Genomic DNA, 20,930 nt, shown 5'->3' on the forward strand with positions numbered 1-20,930 from the left:
GTTCCGATTTACTTGTACAATCTTATGATTTATAGATTATGGTCAAGATAAAAGAAGGATTTAAGGGGGAACGACTCGTCTCTTTGCCCGAGGAACTATTGACAAGCTATCAAAGGGAACCGCTCATCAATAATTTATATGTACGTAAGATCGGCTTCTTTCCACGTGTAAAATACCATTTTGTACAAAAAGAGCAAGGGTGCGATTATGCCATGTTGATTTATTGCACCGAAGGAAAAGGCTGGTATCGTATCCTTGGCAAGCAATATATCATAGAAAAACATCAATATATCATTATCCCTCCCGATATTCCCTATTCCTTTGGGGCGGACGAAGAAGATCCATGGACTATTTACTGGTTGCACTTCCAAGGAAGACTCCGCGACCAGTTCCTACCCTCGCATCCGGTACCGGAAACCATTTTGCCCAATGAGTATTCCCGGCTGCAAGATCGCCTCCGACTATTCGAGGAGATATATAGCAGTTTCTCCATGGGATACATTAAAGAATATATGATTTATTCCTCTACATGCCTGTATAATTTTCTGGCATCCTTTATCTATCTGGAGCAATTCCGCCACATCATGATCCCCTCGCAAAAAGAATATCCGTTCACCGCACGGGTCATCCACTACATGCGTGAGAATATTCAGCACAACCTTACGCTAAATAAGCTAGCGGACTATTTCAAGTACTCACCTTCCCACTTCTCCGCTCTTTTCCAAAAAGAGACAGGCGTATCGCCCATGAATTACTTTATTCGACTAAAGATACAAAAAGCGTGCGAGTATATCGAACTTAGCAACATGAAACTGAATGAGATCTCCACGCTCCTAGGATTCGAGGATGCCGCTTATTTCTCCCGCATATTCACAAAAATAATGGGTATCTCACCTTCTCAGTACCGCAAAAAAGAAAAGGGAAACTAATCTATCTTCCCTCCCTGCATAAAAGGACTAGTCTAAACGATCGTTTAGACTAGTCCTTTTGAACATATAGAAAAAATAGAACCAAAGTAAACAAATTATGAGCATATTTTACGAAGAGGTACATACGACTTGTTATAATCACGAGTTACCCACCAACGCGACATTCAAGGTTCTCGAGTTCGCGCCAAGCAACAAGACAAAAATAATAGAAGTAGATCGTTCTGTCATCATTTTCCTATTAGAAGGAAAAGTGCAGGTCTCTTGTAACAGCTATAGGGATAAAATACATCAGAAAGGACAAATCGCTTTATTGCCAAGAAATAGCAGTTGCTATATCAAGATATTGGAGTATGCCGTGGTTGTCAGTTGCTCATACGTACAGAGTATAAACTTTTGCGACCGCCTTTTTTTCATGACACTCCAGCGTTTCCTCCCTGAGAAGTTCAACTACGATTTCTGTCTCTTGCCCATCACGGAACGTATCATGGAATTCGTGGTATTGATAAAAAATTGCCTAAACGATAACTTGGGCTGTTTGCATTTCCATGAATTATCGAGTAGGAAGATGTTAATCCTTTTCCGGGCCTATTACCCAAAAGAAGAATTGGCGGCCTTTTTCTATCCTCTATTGGGAAAAGAACTAGACTTTAAGGATTTCGTGCTAGCGAATTTCTTAGAGGTAAAAGACTTGACGGAATTCGCGGATCTCGCGAATCTTAGTATCGACACCTTTAAGCGCCGTTTCAAGGAAACCTTTGATATGCCCGCCCATAAATGGATCGCCCAGCGGAAATCAGAGTTCATCTACCGCGACTTGATCGCCTCAAGCAAGAGCTTCGCCGACATTGCTATGCAATATAACTTATCTTCTCAAGCTTATTTAAGTACGTTCTGCAAACGTTTTTATGAAAAAACGCCACAAGAAATTAGAAATTCATCCCTATAACCGCACAAAAGTATCATCTACTAACTAAAACCACAAAAAACATAAAACTTCTCCCCTTTTTCAAAAAGAGGGGAGAGCGTAGCCTTTGTACTTTTGCAACCAGAAAAAAGCAGTGTTATAAACATAACAAAGATTCTTCTTAGAGACACCTGTTCTTTAATAACAAACTGCTTGACTAATAAAATTTAAAAAGATGAATACGTTAAGGAATAGGACTTTATTAGTCATGCTCTTCATAATTAGTTTATATATGGAGACTTCGGCACAAGATATCGCCATAAAGACAAATGGTCTTTATTGGCTTACCACGACCCCCAACATTGGAGTAGAGCTGGCTATCAGTCGAAAGGTAACACTAGATCTTTCCGGGGCTTACAACCCTTGGACGTTTAAGGATGACAAGAAGATGCGTCTCTGGCTCGTGCAACCAGAGCTTAAATATTGGTTTTGCGAGAAATTCGAGGGGCACTTCGTTGGGCTTCATCTGCATGGAGCGCAATATTTCGGCGGGTTTAAGGATAAACGATATGATGGTTATTTGGCAGGTGGAGGATTCACGTACGGATATGACTGGATCCTCTCCCCCCGCTGGAATCTAGAGACTGCCATCGGACTAGGCTATGCCCGGTTGTGGTATAAGGAAAGCGACCGGATCCTCTGCCTGAAATGCTATGAGAATAAGCATAAGAACTATTTCGGCCCGACGAAAGTCGCCCTTTCCCTTATTTATAACTTTTAAATGACAAAACGATGAATATTGGCAAACGATATATATGGATCCTACCGGCCTTGGCCGTCCTTGGGACATTGGAAGGATGTGCCACCGCACGGCCGGGTACAGAGAAGAGAATACTCGTCTCCCCGGACTCATTAACGCTAACCGCGGATATGGAAGGACGTGCCGACGTGGAAGTGGTCTTTCAGCTCCCGGGGCATTACTTGTCAAAGCGCGGCAGGCTGGTTATCACGCCCCAATGGATAAAAGGGAAAGAGACCGCATCCGAATACGTACCGATTGTACTAGATTCCCCTATCTATACAAAAAAGATGGAACGTAGGGAGAAACTGGATAAATACACCGACCCATACGCCGATATCCGGGAGCGGGTAGAGCAGACCTCAAGCCCCATCAAACGCCCCTACCGGCAGTTGGTGGAGCTACCTGATGGCACAGACGAGATGCACCTCGTGGCGGTAGTCTCATCAGACGGGTGCGGGCAGTGCACGGGGATCGATACGATCGACATGGCCGTGGTTCGCCGTCCCGAACCGGTAGTGGTAGAGCCTACCATCGAGTTGGCATGGATGGAACCGGAGTTCGTGATCCGCCCGAAAGTAATAGAGGGCAAAGGGGTGGCCCACCTGCAATTCGTCATCAATAAATCAGAGATAGAATACGCGCTAGGCAATAACCAAGAGGAGCTGGAAGGCATGACACGCACGCTGGCCCCACTTCTTGGGGATACCTTGGCTACCGTCACCTCCTTTACGATTACGGGTATGGCTTCCGCCGACGGTTCGCTTGCCTTCAACACCACCTTGGCTCGCGATCGGGCCAACGCCGCCAAGGAGTGGCTGGTGGAACGCTTCCAGATCGGCGAGACCGTACGGCGCTTGATCCGTGTAGACTCGCGGCCGGAAGGCTGGGAACCTGTATTAGCCGCCATGACCGCCGCCGGAAACCCAGACTCTACCGCCGTGAGAAAGATACTCGACACCTATGCCGCTGCCGGTGATGACGTGCAAGAGCGTTATATACGCCGCCTGCCTTGCTGGAACACGATAAAGAAGAATCATTTGCAGAAAGATCGTAAGGTGGAATACGCGTACAGCTATACATTGCGTAGCTTCACTACGGACGAGGAGCTGCTCGATATGTACCGGAAACGTCCCGATGCCTTCAACGAGGAGGAGTTGCTACGGGTAGCCGCCTTGGCAGAGTCGCCCGCGGGGAAACGGGAGGTTTACCAAACGATACTGCGCTACTTCCCCCACTCGAAGGTAGCGAGAAACAATCTCGCCTTCCTTTACGTGCGGGAGGGCAAGGAGCAAGAGGCCAGGGAATTGCTGGGAGTATCCGAGAAATTGATCATTAAGGAATGATGAGGATGAAGGAAAGAGAGAGAAATAAAACGACGTATGTCTTGCTAGTCATGGCCGCGTGGCTCTACCTAAGCTCCTGCGTACGCGATGAGATAGCGCCTTGTCCGCCCCTAAAGGTTATGATCGGTATCGAGGATAAAAACTATGCCAATATAGATGCCGTGGAGAAGGCCACGGGATTGGAGCATCGGGTGGACGAGACCAAGTCCTTCCGCTCCTATATCCAGAAGCTCTTTTATATAATGTACGAGGCGGAGACCGGCAAGGTGGTACTGACAAGGCATCTGCACGATGTGCAGGGCGACGCTTTCCGGGCCACGGGACATATTCCCGAGGATCTGCCTTTCGGCAAGTACGTGTTGGTGGTATGGGGAAATATCCTCGATGAGGCCCCCATCCTCGCTGAGCGAGATTACCGCGTGTACAATCTGCACATGGGCGAGATAGAGGGCTTCGATACCTACATGACAAGCGACACGATCCTTTACGACGAGGCGCACTACAATTACGAGGTAGACCTAAAGCGCGTCAAGGGAAAGCTCATCATACAGGTCTCGAACCTGCCGAGCGACATCTGCTGTTCGGAGAAGGAAGTGAGCGGCGTATCCTCTTACGTAACCGATCAGTTCAATTACGCAAGAAGTACTGTCGTGCGCACCTTTACCAACTGGAAACCGGGGGATGACCCCGTATCGAAAACCGTGCTCTCCCCCTCCCTTGAGGATAAGGGCACACAGGTAAAGATCCAGTTTTATGACGACCCGCAGAGGGAGATAGCCGGCATCGTTCCACCGCCAGCCAACGTGACGATGGAGAGAAACAAGCTAACCCTACTAAGGTATGTGTACGACAACGGGAAGTTTACCATCTTTATATTGATAAACGATAACTGGACGAAACTCCATATTATGGATATAGAATAATACAATCACACTTATATGATGTTTAATTTAAATTTTATCACAATGAAAAAGAAGTATTTCTTAAGCGCTATCGCCCTATGTGGCTTGATGACACTCGCCTCTTGCGGAAGCGATGACGACCCTATCCCTGAAAAAGGTGGAGACAACCAGGAAACAGCTGCCGGAGAGCAGGTAATCGTACTTGATATGCAGGACACGGATGTGCTGAGCACGAAGTCTCGTCCTTTATATAGTACTACGAATCAAGGATCAGAGAAGGTTACAGACGTGAAGTTGTTGGTGTTTCAATCGACAGCTGATGGGAACAAGCTGATAAAAGTGATCTCTGTCCCCAACTGGAACAACACTTCCTCTGACTATAATTACGGTCGCAAAAGGACTATTAAATTAACAGGGAATGATAAGATCGATAAAACTCTAGGCACTATCACTATCGTTGCGGTAGGACAGGATGAGACAAAAGATCTGATCCCGGCTCCTTTCCAAGTGAATGGCAAAACTATACCCGCATTGGCAACCGGAGCAGGCTTAACAGAGAATGCTATTTGGAACGCCGCCGCAAAAGCAGGCGAAGGCCTCTTGAAAACAGATGCGGTTACTTATCCTACGTATGAGAAACTTTCAGTAAAAGACAATAAGGCAGCCTCCGTTGTCAGCGAAATCTTCTCCGGTCAGTCTAAGCCCGTACAAATACAACTAGAGGGAGGTTTCTCTACCACTGTATTATTGAAACGTCAGGTAGCCGGTGTATTAGGATACTTTAGCCGTATTCCGGCTTATGTCAAAGAAGGAACTGATGGTGCCTACAAATCTGTTGGAGCGATTCGCTTAGTCTCTTCCGCACGTAACACACAAGTGGACTTGACCACTCAATTGGATCAACAAACCGATGATACTACGAATGGTACAAAGCTGGAAAGAGTTATGAATGGATTTTCAGCATCAACGGCTACCGCTGACGCTCATTTCGGCATAGGAGAGACGACCAAGCGTACGAAAGACGCTTATACCATTTATCAGATAGATTTGACAAAGTGGTTTACAGGCAGCTATACTACGGATAACACAAAAGGTCTCTGGGAAAACAGCAAGGCTTTAATTACGACGGATGAAGGTGGAGCCAAATTAGACGTCCCCTTATTGGGAGCCTCCGAAGGTTGGGTGAACGGTATCAAATCAACAAACGACTTTCCTACCGTAGCTACAGGTTCCGTATTGGCCGGTGAGTTTATGATACCTATAGCAAGCAATATCGCCCAAAACACACCTACTCTTGAATTACAATTGTTAGACTCTATCGCAGCCAATGTACTGAAAACTTGGACAGTTAAATTGGACGCTGTTTCTCAAGATCCTACAGCAGGGGATGGAGATAAGGTGTATAATATCTATCGTAACCACTTGTATCAACTAGGTCTTCGTGGCAAGGGCGATTCTCCAGAGAACCCGGGTACCGATCCCGATAAACCACAACCGTTGGATAAAGATCAAGAGTTGGTAATCAAGATCAACGACCGGTGGGAATTTATCCACGATATGGAGATTGAATAATTATCAATAGCAGTTATTTTTATCAGGGCTTCCCTTTTCCGCTTCTTGCGGTGGGGGAAGCCCTTTCTTTACGAAAAGGAGCGATACTCGCGGAATAGCAAAATGACATTTTGTAATCTGAAGTCCCGGAGAATCGCTTTTACCGTACCCAAGTACGTCTCGTTCCCAAAAACGAGAGAAAAAAACAGCAATCACCTAGCCATTAATCCTTTACCGAAAAACGGCCTTTTGTTCTAGCGAAAACAATTCATGATAATTCATATTTATCCTTACAATCGCAGTCGTTAGGAGGTAACAATGCCCATTATAAGGAGGCTTCGATGCCCATTATAAGCAGGTGTGTAGCCCATCGCGACCGTATGTGTAGGCCAACGCGACTATACGTGTGAGTTTACGCGACTATATGTATGGGTTTACGCGACCATATGTGTAGGTTGATAGGCGTATTTTACTCAAAAAACAGGGCTTTTCGAGTAAAAACAAGCATTTATTACCCATTCCGATCCCTAGGCATTCTCTATTTAACCGTTCCCAAAACAAGGGCATGTCACAAAAAAGAGCATATTCCTGTTAAATAGCATCCATATACGCCATCTTACTTTCCTAGCGGCAAGTTGACATCGCCCTCCCAATTCGGGTTGATAGATCGCATTGTTGTTAAAATAACATTATATACAATATACATACTGGCATATCTTGTTTATTCTGCGTATTTTCGTACTAAAATATTTTGAATATGGAAACAACTGGTTATTTAAAACAGAGGAAAGCCGTGGATATCCCGGTTGATGCGATTCGCAGCTTAGCTATAGCTGCCGCCGCAAAAGGTATCAGCTTGAAAAAATACATGGAAAATATAATTTTAGAGCAGGCGAATAACATAAATGCGGCCTTGGGTAACCCAAGCCCATCAGGAGATCCTTATTTTTCAGATGAACGGAATGTAAAACGCATTCTTCATTCCAGTGAGCAAGCGAAAGCTGGAAAAGTGACTACCGTCAGAGAAAAAAGCGATCTATTAAAACTATTGGAAGGATTATGAATTATAGTTTGACCTATACAGATGATGCGCTGGAAGATATCCGCTTATTGAAAAGAAACGAACCACTGGCATACAAGAAACTGAAAAAGTTGCTCATAGAGCTAATGGAACATCCGGAAACCGGTACAGGCAAGCCGGAAGCATTGAGGGGTAATCTTTCCGGCAAGTGGTCACGACGGATAACGGATAAACACCGTTTGATATACGAAATACGAAATGATCATATTGATGTGCTTGTTATCAATACGTATGGTCATTATAATGATAAGTGAATACTTTTTTCTTCAGACTGTCTCAATTTTACTTCCCTAGCGGCAAGTTGACATCGCCCTCCCAATTCGGGTTGACGGAAACTTGCAATATGTATTCCATGGTGACCAAACTCTGGTAGTCTCCCTTGATGCGGTAGTAATTGTTGCGCAGGAAGCATACCCGGAAAGGGTTGACGGGAGCAGGCTGGTCCGGGTCATCGGGATCAGGGTTGTCGGGCTTGCCGGGGATAATGCCGGTACCGTTGCCCCCGTCGTCCGGCAGGGAACGCAGCTTGGGAGCGTCGGAGTTGCATTCCTCATCCTTATCTTTCAGGCGCAGGCTGGTATATTCTTCCCTTCCCGATCGCGTAGTGACCCGCAAGCTGAGCGAGGTACATACCGGAAGGAGGTTGGCACCTACGATATGAGCGCTGTCGCCCATAACCTCGTCAGTCCATGTATCCTCCCCTTCCATCAAAGAGTCCACCCCGATCACGTAATGCTTATAACTCCCGTCTCGCTTCATATCGTAAGGAGAAAGGAAGTCCGCGTAGGTACGTGCGTTCACGGTCGTATGAATCGAGTCCGCCAGCAGCTCCACCTTCCGGATAGAGTCCGGCATATTCCCGAGCCTCAGCTCGATACCCGCCACGCAGCGGTAGAGCCAGCCGGTCAGCAAGGCCCGTCCCTTATCTTGATCGATCCGCTCGTAAGTAAAGAGAGTATCTCCCCCGGCATACTCCTCCCCGCTACCTCCGTAAACCACCGTGCCGAAGAACAACTCCGGAGTCTCCAGCTCCGGCTCGTTCACCAGCGAGAGGCGGGTATGGTCGAACCGGTCGCCCTTACGCTCGAACCATTCCCGCTCCCCCTTCGCCTCCGAGTAGGCTACGGCATTGATGCGATACTGGTGGTTTTTCCGCAAAGAGACACGTCCCTTGGCGGTAAAGAAGGGGAAAGAGGACTGACGCTGGCAAGGCAGTACCTTCCCGGCGTTGTCCGGGCTCAGGTAGAAACCCTCCTCGTTGTCGGCATATACGCCATCCGCCTTCCGCTCGTACACGTAAAGGGCCACACGGTCCACGTACACCTCCCGGGCATCCACCGCCGGTTTGGTAGGCTTCCCGTCCACGTCGCCATACGCCTTGGTAAGCGCGCTTCCGGAAGAGAGCAAGTTGAAAGATATGGGTATTTCTATCGGTTCCGAGGCATCCGTCGCCTCGTCCTCCGGTGAGCAACCACCGGATATGCCCCCCAGCAGGAGGAGTAATAAGCTATATTTTACAAATCGTCTCATTCGTCTTCAGATATGCTATAAGGGAGGATCAGAAATAGGCTATTTTCAGCGTCTCGCTCCGTCCGTCCTTGAAATATATTTTGATGATATTGACACCTCTGACAGCAGATAGGTGATACTCATCCGACTCGAATCGTGCCAAGCCGCCCAGCTTCCCACTCTCATTGAAAAGCTCGCAGCGGCACATCGTTTCCGAGGATGACCGCACGACCAGCCGGTCGCTCCCCGCCTCCCGGTAGGCATACACCTTGGCGGGCGAGGCGGTAATCCCTTCGTTCGCGGTAGGCGAGGCACCTTTTAAGTAGAAACGCCCTACGTTGGTAGTCAGCTTGCCAAGGCGTACCACGTTCTCCCTGCCTCCGTCCAGCGGGTAAGAACGAGGCGTGTCGAGATCCTCCAATGTCCACCCGTCACAATTCTCCGGCAAGAAGAGAGACAGCGTCACGTCGCTTCCTCCCGGTTCCGCCACATAGAATCCTAGCGGGATCTGCCCGCCCCGGTTACGTTGCTGTATGTCGAGCGCCTTCTCGCCGGCAAGGGTAAAAAGCGTTATGGGAGGCATCGCCCCGCAGTCGATCAGTATCTCCGCATCTTCCGCTTCCCGGAAAGCGTCGTATGCCGCCGCAGAGAAACGGAGTAATGCCCACGATTCGGCACTACCGACGGAGGCTTTCAAACGTATCGAAGCCTGATCGACCCCGGTTAATACCCTACTTGTACTTTTCAAACCGTTCCCCTTACCCGGAACGGATTTCAGCATCGCTTCGGTAAAACTGACCTCGCAAAGTTCGTTCTCCGTCTGATCGTTCGTCGTGACGAAAAAGGACTGTGTGGGGGCAATAGCCGGATAACCAGCCACGCTGCCGGGCTTGGCCACAAGCAGACCTTCCGCATCATCGGTGGCGAAGATCAAGGAATTGCTGCCAGTGCCGTCGTACACCTTCACCGAAGTGAGGTGCGTGTTTTCTTTTAGAAATTCCTCCACGTCGATATGCGCCATAAAGGGATTGGCTATCAAGTAAGTCTTGTTCTCGTAGCCAATATTCCTCACCCGTTGTTTCACGGGGAAATGGGTAGAGCCATCCTCTCCCTCATGAATGAAGCGTCCGATATAAGCGGGATCTCGCCGCATCTGCTCCTTCACGTCAAGGACATTCCCTTCCGGATCCATATAATGGTAAACGGCATGCTCCTTGGGGAAGCGGAAGGTATAAGATTTATTTATGTCTCCCTCAGTGTTATCCGAAGGCTTTGCGTGATGTACCCATACCGAGAGGGCGTAGCCGTCCGCATTGTCGTAATAGGCCGCCAGCAAATTGGCGGGTGTCGTCCAACGGGTCTCCCCCGGATATACGGTCTCTCGCCCGCCGGAAAGCAAGCGGTTGTAGGTGGTAGATTCCCAAAGCCGCTGATAAACGGTAGGATAGATCCGATTGGCAGGTGCGGTACCCTCATTCCACACAGCAAAGGTATCAGGTTTGGCGGCATCACTCCGCAACATAAACCAGTCGCCGGAACGGGTCTCCTTCAGCGGTACCGCCACCATATAATACCGGTTAGGCTTCAAGTCTATTTCCACCCATGCCTTTTGATAGGTCAGCCGGTGGGTATTCACCACCTCCGCGTCCGGTTCGAAGTGAATGTAGCGGCAACCGTTCAACGATCCCTCCTTCAAGTCCGGATAGCGATCAGCCCCCGCCGGGATAACCACGTCCGTGCAAGTCCACGGGGCACCCCGGTCCCAATTATCCCAACGGTTCCAATCGGCATTATTCGCGGAGGTTGAGGATGTCCATTTGGTACGGTTCGGATGAACCGTGATATACAAATCCGGAGCCTCCAATCCTTCTGTCTCCGGGCTTAGTTTAATATGAATTAACGCATTTTCAAACGCTTGCTTAGGCTTTCCCAAATCCCATAGGAAATCCCCGGTCTCACCCGTAGAAAAGGTTTTTTCAACGAATCCCAAATCATTCGATTCCACCGAATATTTCGAGTTCGGCACTCCAACGCCACTCAAAAAGACATTCTCGCCCAAACAAATATTCGATGGCCCGAATACAGTCAATGACTTCGGGTCTTCCAAGCAATCCGGGATACCGTTACGATCCACGTCATCGCGTACGGCCACGCCATAGATCTTCGTTCCTTCCGACAATCCCACGAGGCCGGCGTTGGTGATCCGTATCTCGTCGTACGTGGCGGTTGGCGTAACAAAAATGTACTGCTTATCTCCATAACCGATCGCATCTACACCCACAACGCTCCAATTATCCACATCCGTGATAAATACCCCCTCACGATAAAGAGAGATATTCAAAGCCCCGGCTACTGTCGCCACCGCCAGATAGGTCGTATTATCCATCACGACACAAGCCTGATGACTCCGATCCATCAAACGCCCCAGCCGGACAGACACCTGCCATCCGGAGCCAACGTTCACGCCTCCAATAGTAGCGCATGTATTCTCCAGATCATCGTCCAATACATTTTCAAGGTTCGACATCACCGTACCGACCGTAGCCACACCTACAAATCCCGTATAATTATAATTAATGAAGCCCCCAAGGAATCCGTATTGATCGGCGTGCTTCCACAAGCCAACGGATCCTCATAACACCGATCCTCTACGCGGGAAATATATCCCCCATAAATACGGATCGTGGACAAGCCCAGCGTAAGTACCCCCGACTTCCAAATCGTCATCTCATCAAATTCGATTCCCGCAGGAACCGTAACTCCGTATCGAACTTTGGCCATCTGGTTTTTCCCAGCCAACCCTAACGACAAAACATTCGTATTCTCAATCACTTTCTCCAGAACCTTCTTCCCTTTATTATACAAACGGATCTGGAAGAACTGCAATAAGTTCAAATCTAGCACCTCCGAAGACATCTCCATGACGAATCCCACCTTCTTCTCGGATTTCCCATCGTGCAACAGCCGTCCATCCGTAGTCTTGATACCGGCTATCATCAAATTGCTGGCCAAGCTAAGCCCGCCGACATATTCGGCATACGTATCCATATCCGCATCCGTAATACGCTCCTTATTCTTCACATTGCTCCACGATAGCAAGCTGCCGCTACTCTCATGTATTTCCGTTGATAATGTGACTGTATCCCCCGAAATCGGTTTCCGGCATTCCTCAGAGACGATATGCTTATTATTTCCGCGTGTCAGCGTGATCGTGTCCTTGCAGCCACATTCCGCTTCTACCGCTATAATATATTCCCCGTTTACATTCGCTTTCATCCCGCTAATCGTACAAGACTCGCTCTTTGCACCATCAACAACATCCAAACTCGCGCTCTCTCCTGCCGGTTGACCTATAATTTTCCATGTAGACGGTTTGGAGGCGAACATCTCGAACGATGTTACTCCCGATCCGATATAGCAATCCATCGTAGTTACCAAATCCTTATGATGAGGAACAACGGTTGGCTCACAAATAAAACCGTAATAGAACTCACGCCCACCTAAAGCAACTTTAAGCCCGTTTATATTCAAGGTTGCCTCGTTGAAATCCCTCGGGGCGGTGATCGCTACCTTCGATGTTCCTCCGGTGATCAACCCCAGCCCTAAGACCGAGGCTTGCAACAAGACCTCGTCGCTTAACCCGGTTCTGGTATCCCTTACCGTTATGCTGGAGTTCGCCCCTATGGTTATGTTTAGCAATCCCAGATCCTTGAAGACAAAGCCCACCTCGGTTCCTTTGGGAAACATTTTATCCGGCAGCCAAGATAAAGTGACCGAGGCTCCAAAGTCTAACAAAATTTGCGGCTGCGTCGCGTGATTGTTTAAGTCCTCATCTATAATACGATCTTTGTCCGCTATATTTTTCGAATTAGAACCTGTAGAAACCTTTATATCAGAGATGTTATTCGTGGTTAAAGTCTTTTCCTGAGCATCACCTACAAAAGCATACCGAATTTTGAACGTATTCGCCACCTCTATCTGCACTCCACCTTGCATCAACCCGATCTCATCAAACTCACCCGGTGCCGTAGCAGTCAGGAAAGTAACCCCTTCCTCACCCCCCGGAATCTGGATTAGTCCCAGATCCAGAAGCCCCGCTTGCTGTCCTTGATCCACCGGAGCGGAGCCTACCATTTCGTTATCCTTATAAAAAAAAATCGATACGTTCTCTAATATGTCCAAGGTCAAGACGCTATTGCTTCCACCTGCCTGAATGCAAAAGCCAGCCTTTGTATCTTTGGGATAGTAATATTTCGTATCCTTGACCCGGATACCCGGATCCAAGATAGCACCCACGTTCGCTACGCCCACTACCGTAGAATAGTTCTCCAAATCTTCATCCACCACATTTGCTTGATCTACATTGCCGGTTCCAACTTTTACTACATTGATAATGGTATTGATCAAACAGTCATTCTGTACCAAAGCTTTTCGTGGAAAGCGCGGATTTTGGACTCTCTCTTTCGCACAAGTTTCTTGTATGCCACACAATAGACAGACGAGGATCAGCGATAAACCAACGATTTCCTTCCAAGCAGCCTTCATCGTATATCTTTTTGTTTTCATAACTTTCTCTATCTATGTTTCTCAACCTTCCATTCCGAATTGATTTGCAAAGCATCATCCGCCGACAAGTCCGGTACGCCGACCGGCAAGGTGATCGTTTCTCCCGTACCGTCACCGGCAGGAGCGTATTTATACGCCTTAAAGGCATCCGCCTTCAACAACTCGATCATGGCAGCCCGTAAATCCACCACCTCTTCATCTGTCCATGCGGGTGTTCCCTCTCCCACCTTCGGTAACATCTCCCGTAGCGGCAGCAAGGTATTTATATCGCATACCATTTCAACGGATATCGGGTTGGCATTGCCCAAGCAATCCAGCGAATAGATCGGACGGTATGTGACCTGATACCATTCGTTCCCTCCTTGGTTGGTTTGCAGAGGCTGCGTCAAGGTGTGATCCAGAGTCGTTCCATCCGAGGCATACCAGTTGATCGCCATGATCTTATTCTGCCCCGGCAACCCGTAGCTGATCAGCGAGAAGCCCTCGAACCGGTGGGAGAATCCTTGCAGTTCCGAGATATATGTCGTATCGACCGGCATGCGGGCGGAGGTGGAAAGCCCTGCTTTCGCTGTCCGGTCCAAGAATATCCGATCCACTCCGGAGCCAGAGTCGTATACGACTTCCGCCTGTGTTGTCGGGGTCTTATGGTCTGCGCCCATCCGCCAAGATTGTTTCCAAAGGGTCTGTATGGAATCGTTCCGCAAGCTTGTCTCAAGAAGAGAACGGACCAAAGGGATGACATGCTTGCTTGACAAGACGGAGATAATCGGGGTAGGATCTTGATCTAGATTCCGGGAAATAGTAAGCATTCCACCCGCATATTTCCCATACTTGGCAGCAGTCTTGACGGAGTCCGTTTTGGATGGATCGGTAGGTGTCCATTTCTTCTGTTCTGCGGAGAAAGCCTCCTCCATCTTCTTTAAAAGGTCTGTCGTGGAACCCTTTGCCGAATTAAAGATATGGGCATCCGTTCCTCCCATTATCAACTTCGAGTATAAGGGGATAAGGGTCGGCTGGAAATAGGTCTTCACCGTATCCGGGATCACGACCTTTCCCTCCGTATCCTTTATAGTCATGTCCCACTCCGGAAGTCGTTCGGTAAAGAAGTCCGTGCGCGTCACGACCCGTTGGAGCAAGACCGGGCAGTTGTAGGGATGATCGCGATCCGCTTCTTTATCCGCGCCGTTTACCGATGTGGTGAAAAGGTAAAACATATCCGAGTCGGTGAAGGGTCGCGCAGGAAGTTGCAGGTAAGCGGTACTAAAACTCTCAGCCTCCCGCAAGGGGCACCAAAGCGTACCGTTTGGCGTACCATCGGCAGTCCATTTTACGATGGAGGAATCAATATTCGCCACGAACACGACCTTATAATCCATTCCCTGTTCCAAGGTATCTTTCAAAGCCTCCCGCTGCCCCCAAGTCATAGTCTCCCGCTTCAACGGCCACTTCGTATCCTTAGAGATATCGGGGATTTCACGGCGTTTCAGCAACATGCTCTCCTTACTTTTCCCATCTTTCCCATACAGCAGGTAGGTAAGGGAAGAGATACGTTGGTTGGCGGGCTGGTCTTGATGGATGCTACGGGTAGAGGTTCTTGTACCCTCGAAGGTATAGTCGATGACATAAGTTCCTTCGATCGGCCGCATATCCCGCCCGTCATCGATCGCCTCGGGTTCGCAAGAACAGAAAGCCCCTAACGCAAAAAATGTGTATATATATAATAATGTGTATATTCTTACCATGCTCTTTCCTTTTTGTCTTGTTATTAATGCCATCCGTTCCAATCATCGCCGGGCACGTCTATCTCGGCCTTATCGTCGAAACCGGCGTAGCGTATCTCGAACTCATTCGAGTGCATACCGTTGAAAAGCACCTTGGTCCGTATGTTTTTTTTGATTAGGACCGGGGCGTTATTATCGTTTTGCAACGTGAAGGACTGAGGTTGATATTGATCTTTACAGATGACAGAGACCGTAACACCTTTCAGTTCCCCCGGCAAAAGAGCGATCTTAAAGACCTGCCGGGTGTTTTGCGCCACAGGATCATCGGCATCGAGGTTCCATTCGAAGATAAAGCTATGTGCCCCCTCCTCTACCTCCGTCAACACATCGTCTACCGTATTATCGCGGATATAGAAACGCTTTACGGGATGAACAAGATTGAGTTTTATAGATGTCACCGGATGCTCGAACTGGTCGGCAGGGATTCCCATATCGAGGATCAGCTCGCCGGTTACCCGAGTAAGGGTCACGTCTTCCGTTGATGGGTTCACCGGGTCGATCCAGCGGTCGATAATCTTACGGTAGACGGCTAGGTCCTCGCTCTGCGCCTTCTTCAAGTTCTTCACTTGATAATCCAATACGGGAGCGTAATCGACCATCAGCTTGTTGAAATCGTGCTCGGTCGGGGTCTGGCCCGGGGTTTGGGCTTGAAACAAGGCAGCACCCATTTCTTTATTTATCGCCGGCACACAGACAAAGGCGAATTTATACCATTGCCCGAATAGACCTTCCAACTGATACCGTCCTCCGGTGATATCATAGCGAGAAGAGAGCGCGCAATGCAACTCCTCCTTCCCATCTACGGTTGTATGCTCCGGCATTCGCTCAGCCAGCAGCAGGCGAGTGAATTGCTTGTCGGTGATAGCCACGGGTGTTCCGCCATCCTCGGCGGCACGGGTCGTGAGAAAGAAGGTGGCCCGCGCTTCCGCATCCGCATCCAACACCTCATTCGAGCAGCCTGCCGCCCAAAGACAGCAACCGCATAATCCGCTATAAATAAAAGCACTTATCTTCATACGCGATCATTTGTTTAATTCTTAATTACCTTTAGGCATGATTTCCTCTTCCTCATCATCCCAGCCGGGATCATTGTCTACATTTCCATCCGATCCACCCGAATCGGGGCCCTTCCACGCATTTTTGCGACGGCAGCAAAGCACGTTCAAGTAGCGGGAACGCAGGTTGAGCGACTTCTTGCCCGTCGTCAAGTTCACGAAGTACACACGGCCTACGGTTTCTCCGGCCGGGTCAGCCACCGAAGGCGTGGAGGAATGCAGATTGCCTGTCCCCGTTAACCCCTCTACCGAGCCTCTGTATTGCACATCATAGCAATCATCCGCGCCTCCGCCTATATGTCCGCTCAAAGCCAGAAGCTCATTGGCCGCCGGCAGATACCAGACGATCTCGTTGTAATCGATCTTTCCGTTGCCATTGCGGTCACGATTCTTTCCCAATGCGTAACCCAACGCTATATACGGGGGAATACCCTCTTTATAGGCGGGTTCTACGCCCCATTTATCCCCATTGAGTGCCACGTCATATAATTTACGCGTATTTGAAAGCCCATCCCATTGCCCGGAAGCGATCAAATCATCCGTGATAAAGCTCCAATATTTCTCGAACCCCCACGCGATGTTGTTTTTTTCAAACACCCGCTCCACGTAAAAGGTATCTTGTACCTCCTTCATCGTATGTACGTCATATTTAATATGGCAAATCACCATTTGGGCGGGATATTGCTTGATGACGACCTCTTTTCGTTCGTCTCCGCTCTCGAAGATGACCTTGCCTTCGCGTATCCCGAAATAATCGTTTTCCGTAGGATTGTCCATTTTCGGCACATATTCATCCGTATGAATGTATATATACTGTAGTCCCCCTTTGCCGGTCATGCGGAAAGAGGCCTGATCTTCCCTGTTACCGCCAGCCATCCGAGGTACATAAGCCAAAGAGTTCGACACTTCCAGCCAAGGGGTAGAGTCCGGCTCCGCCACCCGTGCGGTCCAGTCGTTCATCGAATAAAGCAAGAGTTGTAAGGCATTCGGGTGGGCATCCAAAACTTGTGCGGTATCTCCAAATATCGCCAAGTCATCAATACCTCTGAAACTTACACGTGTATCAAGATTTTCTATATCATAGATTCGTATCTGATAGACGTAATGATGGTTTCGGAGTACGTTATAATCCTTATAATTGTCTTTTCCCAAATAAATGGAGTACACAGCCTCATAAGCGCCACCGCCGGCTTTGGTATAAATTCCTTTGATCGTGAGATAAGAGGCAAGCGGGCGGCTTGTCGCATGCCCTTCACCATTTTTCGTTCCTTTATAGATTTGTTGATAATACCGGTAGAGGTCCGGATAACCCTCGGGAACGTCCTCCGTATTGTCTATCAAGCCTTCTAAATCCCGCCAGTTCTCCGGTTTATCTTCTACCCCTCCCTGCCGGTTCTCGAACATCCGGAACGAGGCGGCATAATCCGCGCCTGTACCGCTTTGGGTATCGAAAGCGACCGGGGTAGACGGATGATACAAATCACTATTATGTGCTCCTTTAACGTTATCATATCCATAGTCATTCTTGCAGAAATTCAACGTATCCTTATCTCCCTCCGTGTCCTCAAGCAGCCTACTGCCCATCGGGATATTATGCATAGACAACTCGCTGACGATAAATTTATCGCCCGGATCTGTCGGTTGGAAAAAAATATCGAAATCAAATTTCGCAGCCAAACGCTTTACCTCTATAGTATATTCTTTTGCTAAAGTCGCCCCGTAGTCTATTTTACAGAACCCACACATAACATATTTGCCCGTATAGGCCCCGTCCGGCTTTTCTATCGTGATATTTCGTGTTCTCAAAGCCTCTACCGTTTGTACCTTATCCCATGCTACAACACTTGTATCCGCCAGATTACAAATAGCATAAACACGCTGATGATGAACCTCATCCGCTGTTAGGTAGAGACTGACAACATCGTTATCATCGATTAGTTGTTGATATGCCTTGTCTTGTAACGTCCAAGACGCAGGCACATTCTCTGTTCCCGTTTTTTTATAAACCAATAAGGTCACGTTCTCAATCGCCTCCTCCGATACGTTGTCTCCGGCACGGGTCTGGATCACGGAGGCATCGCTCACTTGCAAACGGACAGATACTCTTCCCTCCGAAAAGTCTCCATCCGGCCTCACCCAGTCGCAATCGCTTTCACAACCGCTTCCTAACAGGCAACAGGTGATTAATAATGTTAGATATTTATAGATCCGCATACCTTTCTGTCTTTTTAGTTCATCCCACATGCCGGACGTAAATAGAAGTTATTCCCGCCACGTTTTTTACCATCTTCCTCATACCTATTATTTTTAGCATTCCAAATATAGGCTCTTGAATTAGAATAGTGCGCGATAGTGACATTCGATGACCAATACGCATCTTTTATATGATAACGTTCTTTATTATCAAGAATCGTTTGATCATTTAAAAACCAGTTCAATTCATCCTTTGCCGGCAAATACCAGCCAGCTACTTTTTTAACGATTTTACCCGAAGCAGCGTCGTAGGTGTATCTATCTTGAGAGACTTTTTGTATCGCAGATCCCACAAAACCGTTATCGGCAGCTCCACCTTTTACAGCTTCCTGATAATTTGTATACCCGTTGTCTGATACAGAATGGTCAAAACCTCTCCCGAAAATTTGAGAAGGGGGAGATTCGTAATACCCCCAATCAGAAGTGCTGTTGTCTGCCGTCACACGCCCTGTCGTAATAGACCGCTTTGTCCCCCAATTGAATCGGCTGAAACCACGGGCTTTATCACCTGTACCAACAATAATGGCGTTGTACTGTCGGGCAACCAATATTTGCTCTGTACCTTCTTTTTCTTTCCCAGTTGTCGCATCCTCTAATGACACGATTCGTATCTTTACCGTACGTATTTCCTCACCTCCTAGTTTGACATAATCGGTAAGCACAAGCGGAATCATATTTTTTGTGGTCACAGAGGATTTATATTCCTTTTTGTAAACCTCCTCCGATTCCTGAAGAAACAACATATTCGACTCTTCATCTATAATTGTAACCTTCCAAGGATCCTTTAATATAGAAGGGTACACCCGTAAGCGGATCGTATTCGTTCCCATGCAATCGAATATATATTTTTCCGCATCATAGATGCCTCCGCTTTCATTCACCAACGCAATCGTAGGGTTTATCGGTACGCCGGGAAACTCTACGTCTACGGTATCCCTCTCCCAGCCTGTCACCTTCAAGCTCAGCTTCGTGCCCGCCAGACTTTCGGGGTAATCGCCGTCGGTATTATCATCGCTGCTCTTTTGCCCGATATGGTAGATCACGTTCGGGCGGATAGAATATTGTAAACGCTCATCACCGGTAGCCTCCTCCTGTACGGCAGGGAAGGATTTAAGAACGACCTCTTCCGCACCTTCCGCGGGGTCATCATTCACCGAGTTGGTTATTTTGCCTAATACATCTACCACCAAGGTAGAATCCACAGCGGTCTTTTCATTGCGGATAGGCAGCAGATAGGCTCCCATCAAGATCGTATTCGGGAGCCTTGAGGGTTCCCCTTTTTTCACATCGATCTCGTATAAGTTTTTATCCCCTTGTCGCCCATATCCGGTAAGATCGAAACGGGCAAGGATATTCCCGTCAGACAAACGATCCGTTCCAAAATCGAGGGCGTCTTTCTCCTTAGGGCGAAGCAGGGAAACAGAGTGATTCTGGTTGGTGAAGAGGCGCAACCGGACTTGGGTGACACGATAGGTTCCATTATCCGTCAACGTATAAGGTATATCTTTTAGGTAGCAGAGTACTCCCGCTACACGCCGGCGCATCTCTATCTCCACCTCGCTCAACCCACCCCGCACGTACTCGAAAGTCTCCCATCCGGCAAACAGTTCGGAATGAGCGATGCCGTCTATCGAGATACCTTTCGCCAAGGTAGCCTTCGCCTCAGATAAAGGCTTGTTTTCTAAGGCATCGGGAAGCCCATACGTTTCCCCCGACCGGTCATCCAGCCCCACGCATAAGAGGGTATAATTGCCGCTTGGTAGGTTCAGCGAGTTTTCCAACAAGAACTCCTTGACTTGCACGGCATCCACCTTATAGTCAGCACTATCCATCGGGTTCCAATTTAAATTCTCATGTTTCACGTATTTCGCCTTTGTCATATCAGTAGTATCTCCTTGATATAAGAACACGTGTACCTCCTTCACATGATGCAGGTTGGCGGAGCTGGAAAGCGCCGTCTTCGTGGAGGCAAGGGAGCCGTTGGTGAGTTTGACAAGGATACCCTCCTTGGGGGGTTGCTCATTCTCAAAAGAGGCGTCATCCGCACAACGACAAAACATCAGTATAAATAAACAGAACACTATATAAACTCTATCTATCATCTTGATTTTAAATTCATTTTTCTTTATTGGAGTAAGCTAAAGACTGTTAACCTATTTGAGTAGCAAAATTACAGGATTACAAGAAAACCGTTTTTTCAAAAAGGAGGCATTCTTTTATGATTTCCATACGCAAAGTGAATAATGGACGCCTC

General features: G+C 48.1%; 15 protein-coding genes. 8 read left to right on the forward strand and 7 right to left on the reverse strand.

The annotated features are described in order from the left end of the window. The first annotated feature begins 38 nt into the window (after positions 1-38). The 8 genes from DWX33_RS09980 to DWX33_RS10015 all read left to right on the forward strand — a co-directional run bounded on the left by DWX33_RS09980 (position 39) and on the right by DWX33_RS10015 (position 7,766). The gene (locus tag DWX33_RS09980) at positions 39-929 is read left to right on the forward strand and encodes an AraC family transcriptional regulator (protein ID WP_122380310.1); all 891 of its coding nucleotides are present in this window, start codon (positions 39-41) and stop codon (positions 927-929) included. A gap of 97 nt (positions 930-1,026) precedes the next feature. Beyond that, positions 1,027-1,875, forward strand: coding sequence for a helix-turn-helix transcriptional regulator (locus DWX33_RS09985; RefSeq protein WP_122380311.1), 849 nt, complete (start codon positions 1,027-1,029; stop codon positions 1,873-1,875). 226 nt (positions 1,876-2,101) lie between these two features. Beyond that, positions 2,102-2,614 (forward strand): DUF3575 domain-containing protein, encoded by a 513-nt coding sequence (locus DWX33_RS09990; protein WP_233570168.1) that lies wholly within the window; start codon positions 2,102-2,104, stop codon positions 2,612-2,614. 11 nt (positions 2,615-2,625) lie between these two features. Beyond that, a complete protein-coding gene (locus tag DWX33_RS09995) occupies positions 2,626-3,978 on the forward strand; it encodes a hypothetical protein (RefSeq protein WP_122380313.1) in 1,353 nt (450 codons plus the stop codon). Then, the gene (locus DWX33_RS10000; RefSeq protein ID WP_158595296.1) at positions 3,975-4,901 is read left to right on the forward strand and encodes a hypothetical protein; all 927 of its coding nucleotides are present in this window, start codon (positions 3,975-3,977) and stop codon (positions 4,899-4,901) included. The genes DWX33_RS09995 and DWX33_RS10000 overlap by 4 nt, the downstream gene beginning before the upstream one ends. Before the next feature lie 42 nt (positions 4,902-4,943). Beyond that, positions 4,944-6,452, forward strand: coding sequence for a hypothetical protein (locus DWX33_RS10005; RefSeq protein WP_122380351.1), 1,509 nt, complete (start codon positions 4,944-4,946; stop codon positions 6,450-6,452). 736 nt (positions 6,453-7,188) lie between these two features. Beyond that, a complete protein-coding gene (locus tag DWX33_RS10010) occupies positions 7,189-7,494 on the forward strand; it encodes a hypothetical protein (RefSeq protein WP_087345246.1) in 306 nt (101 codons plus the stop codon). Continuing rightward, positions 7,491-7,766 carry a Txe/YoeB family addiction module toxin gene (locus DWX33_RS10015; RefSeq protein ID WP_087345250.1) on the forward strand — a complete coding sequence of 92 codons (276 nt, stop codon included), beginning with the start codon at positions 7,491-7,493 and terminating at the stop codon, positions 7,764-7,766. The genes DWX33_RS10010 and DWX33_RS10015 overlap by 4 nt, the downstream gene beginning before the upstream one ends. A gap of 28 nt (positions 7,767-7,794) precedes the next feature. On the opposite strand, the gene DWX33_RS10020 is transcribed toward DWX33_RS10015, so the two are convergent. From DWX33_RS10020 to DWX33_RS10050, 7 genes are read right to left on the reverse strand one after another with little or no spacing between them, the layout of a single operon-like run. Next, entirely contained in the window at positions 7,795-9,042 is a 1,248-nt protein-coding gene (locus DWX33_RS10020) for a hypothetical protein (protein ID WP_122380315.1), read from the reverse strand. Between the two features lie 28 nt (positions 9,043-9,070). After that, positions 9,071-11,641, reverse strand: coding sequence for a hypothetical protein (locus tag DWX33_RS10025; protein ID WP_122380316.1), 2,571 nt, complete (start codon positions 11,639-11,641; stop codon positions 9,071-9,073). Further along, positions 11,572-13,587 (reverse strand): hypothetical protein, encoded by a 2,016-nt coding sequence (locus DWX33_RS10030; protein WP_147425508.1) that lies wholly within the window; start codon positions 13,585-13,587, stop codon positions 11,572-11,574. The genes DWX33_RS10025 and DWX33_RS10030 overlap by 70 nt, the downstream gene beginning before the upstream one ends. A gap of 8 nt (positions 13,588-13,595) precedes the next feature. Beyond that, positions 13,596-15,329, reverse strand: coding sequence for a hypothetical protein (locus tag DWX33_RS10035; RefSeq protein WP_122380318.1), 1,734 nt, complete (start codon positions 15,327-15,329; stop codon positions 13,596-13,598). Positions 15,330-15,352: 23 nt separating this feature from the next. After that, on the reverse strand, positions 15,353-16,384 hold the full coding sequence (locus DWX33_RS10040) for a hypothetical protein (RefSeq protein ID WP_122380319.1): 1,032 nt from the start codon (positions 16,382-16,384) through the stop codon (positions 15,353-15,355). Between the two features lie 21 nt (positions 16,385-16,405). Next, positions 16,406-18,637 (reverse strand): DUF4906 domain-containing protein, encoded by a 2,232-nt coding sequence (locus DWX33_RS10045; protein ID WP_158595297.1) that lies wholly within the window; start codon positions 18,635-18,637, stop codon positions 16,406-16,408. 14 nt (positions 18,638-18,651) lie between these two features. Next, positions 18,652-20,778 (reverse strand): FimB/Mfa2 family fimbrial subunit, encoded by a 2,127-nt coding sequence (locus DWX33_RS10050; RefSeq protein WP_122380321.1) that lies wholly within the window; start codon positions 20,776-20,778, stop codon positions 18,652-18,654. Positions 20,779-20,930 lie beyond the last annotated feature (152 nt).

The organism is Parabacteroides sp. AF19-14 (genome assembly GCF_003635485.1).
GTDB classification, from domain to species: domain Bacteria; phylum Bacteroidota; class Bacteroidia; order Bacteroidales; family Tannerellaceae; genus Parabacteroides; species Parabacteroides distasonis.

Excerpts from the sequence above, each read along its gene's own strand:
- DWX33_RS10010 (WP_087345246.1), top strand. The coding sequence starts at position 7,189 with ATGGAAACAACTGGTTATTTAAAACAGAGGAAAGCCGTGGATATCCCG.
- DWX33_RS10015 (WP_087345250.1), top strand. The coding sequence starts at position 7,491 with ATGAATTATAGTTTGACCTATACAGATGATGCGCTGGAAGATATCCGC.
- DWX33_RS09990 (WP_233570168.1), top strand. The coding sequence starts at position 2,102 with ATGCTCTTCATAATTAGTTTATATATGGAGACTTCGGCACAAGATATC.
- DWX33_RS09995 (WP_122380313.1), top strand. The coding sequence starts at position 2,626 with ATGAATATTGGCAAACGATATATATGGATCCTACCGGCCTTGGCCGTC.
- DWX33_RS10050 (WP_122380321.1), bottom strand. The coding sequence starts at position 20,778 with ATGATAGATAGAGTTTATATAGTGTTCTGTTTATTTATACTGATGTTT.
- DWX33_RS10020 (WP_122380315.1), bottom strand. The coding sequence starts at position 9,042 with ATGAGACGATTTGTAAAATATAGCTTATTACTCCTCCTGCTGGGGGGC.
- DWX33_RS10030 (WP_147425508.1), bottom strand. The coding sequence starts at position 13,587 with ATGAAAACAAAAAGATATACGATGAAGGCTGCTTGGAAGGAAATCGTT.
- DWX33_RS10005 (WP_122380351.1), top strand. The coding sequence starts at position 4,944 with ATGAAAAAGAAGTATTTCTTAAGCGCTATCGCCCTATGTGGCTTGATG.
- DWX33_RS10045 (WP_158595297.1), bottom strand. The coding sequence starts at position 18,637 with ATGCGGATCTATAAATATCTAACATTATTAATCACCTGTTGCCTGTTA.
- DWX33_RS10035 (WP_122380318.1), bottom strand. The coding sequence starts at position 15,329 with ATGGTAAGAATATACACATTATTATATATATACACATTTTTTGCGTTA.
- DWX33_RS10000 (WP_158595296.1), top strand. The coding sequence starts at position 3,975 with ATGATGAGGATGAAGGAAAGAGAGAGAAATAAAACGACGTATGTCTTG.
- DWX33_RS10040 (WP_122380319.1), bottom strand. The coding sequence starts at position 16,384 with ATGAAGATAAGTGCTTTTATTTATAGCGGATTATGCGGTTGCTGTCTT.
- DWX33_RS09985 (WP_122380311.1), top strand. The coding sequence starts at position 1,027 with ATGAGCATATTTTACGAAGAGGTACATACGACTTGTTATAATCACGAG.
- DWX33_RS09980 (WP_122380310.1), top strand. The coding sequence starts at position 39 with ATGGTCAAGATAAAAGAAGGATTTAAGGGGGAACGACTCGTCTCTTTG.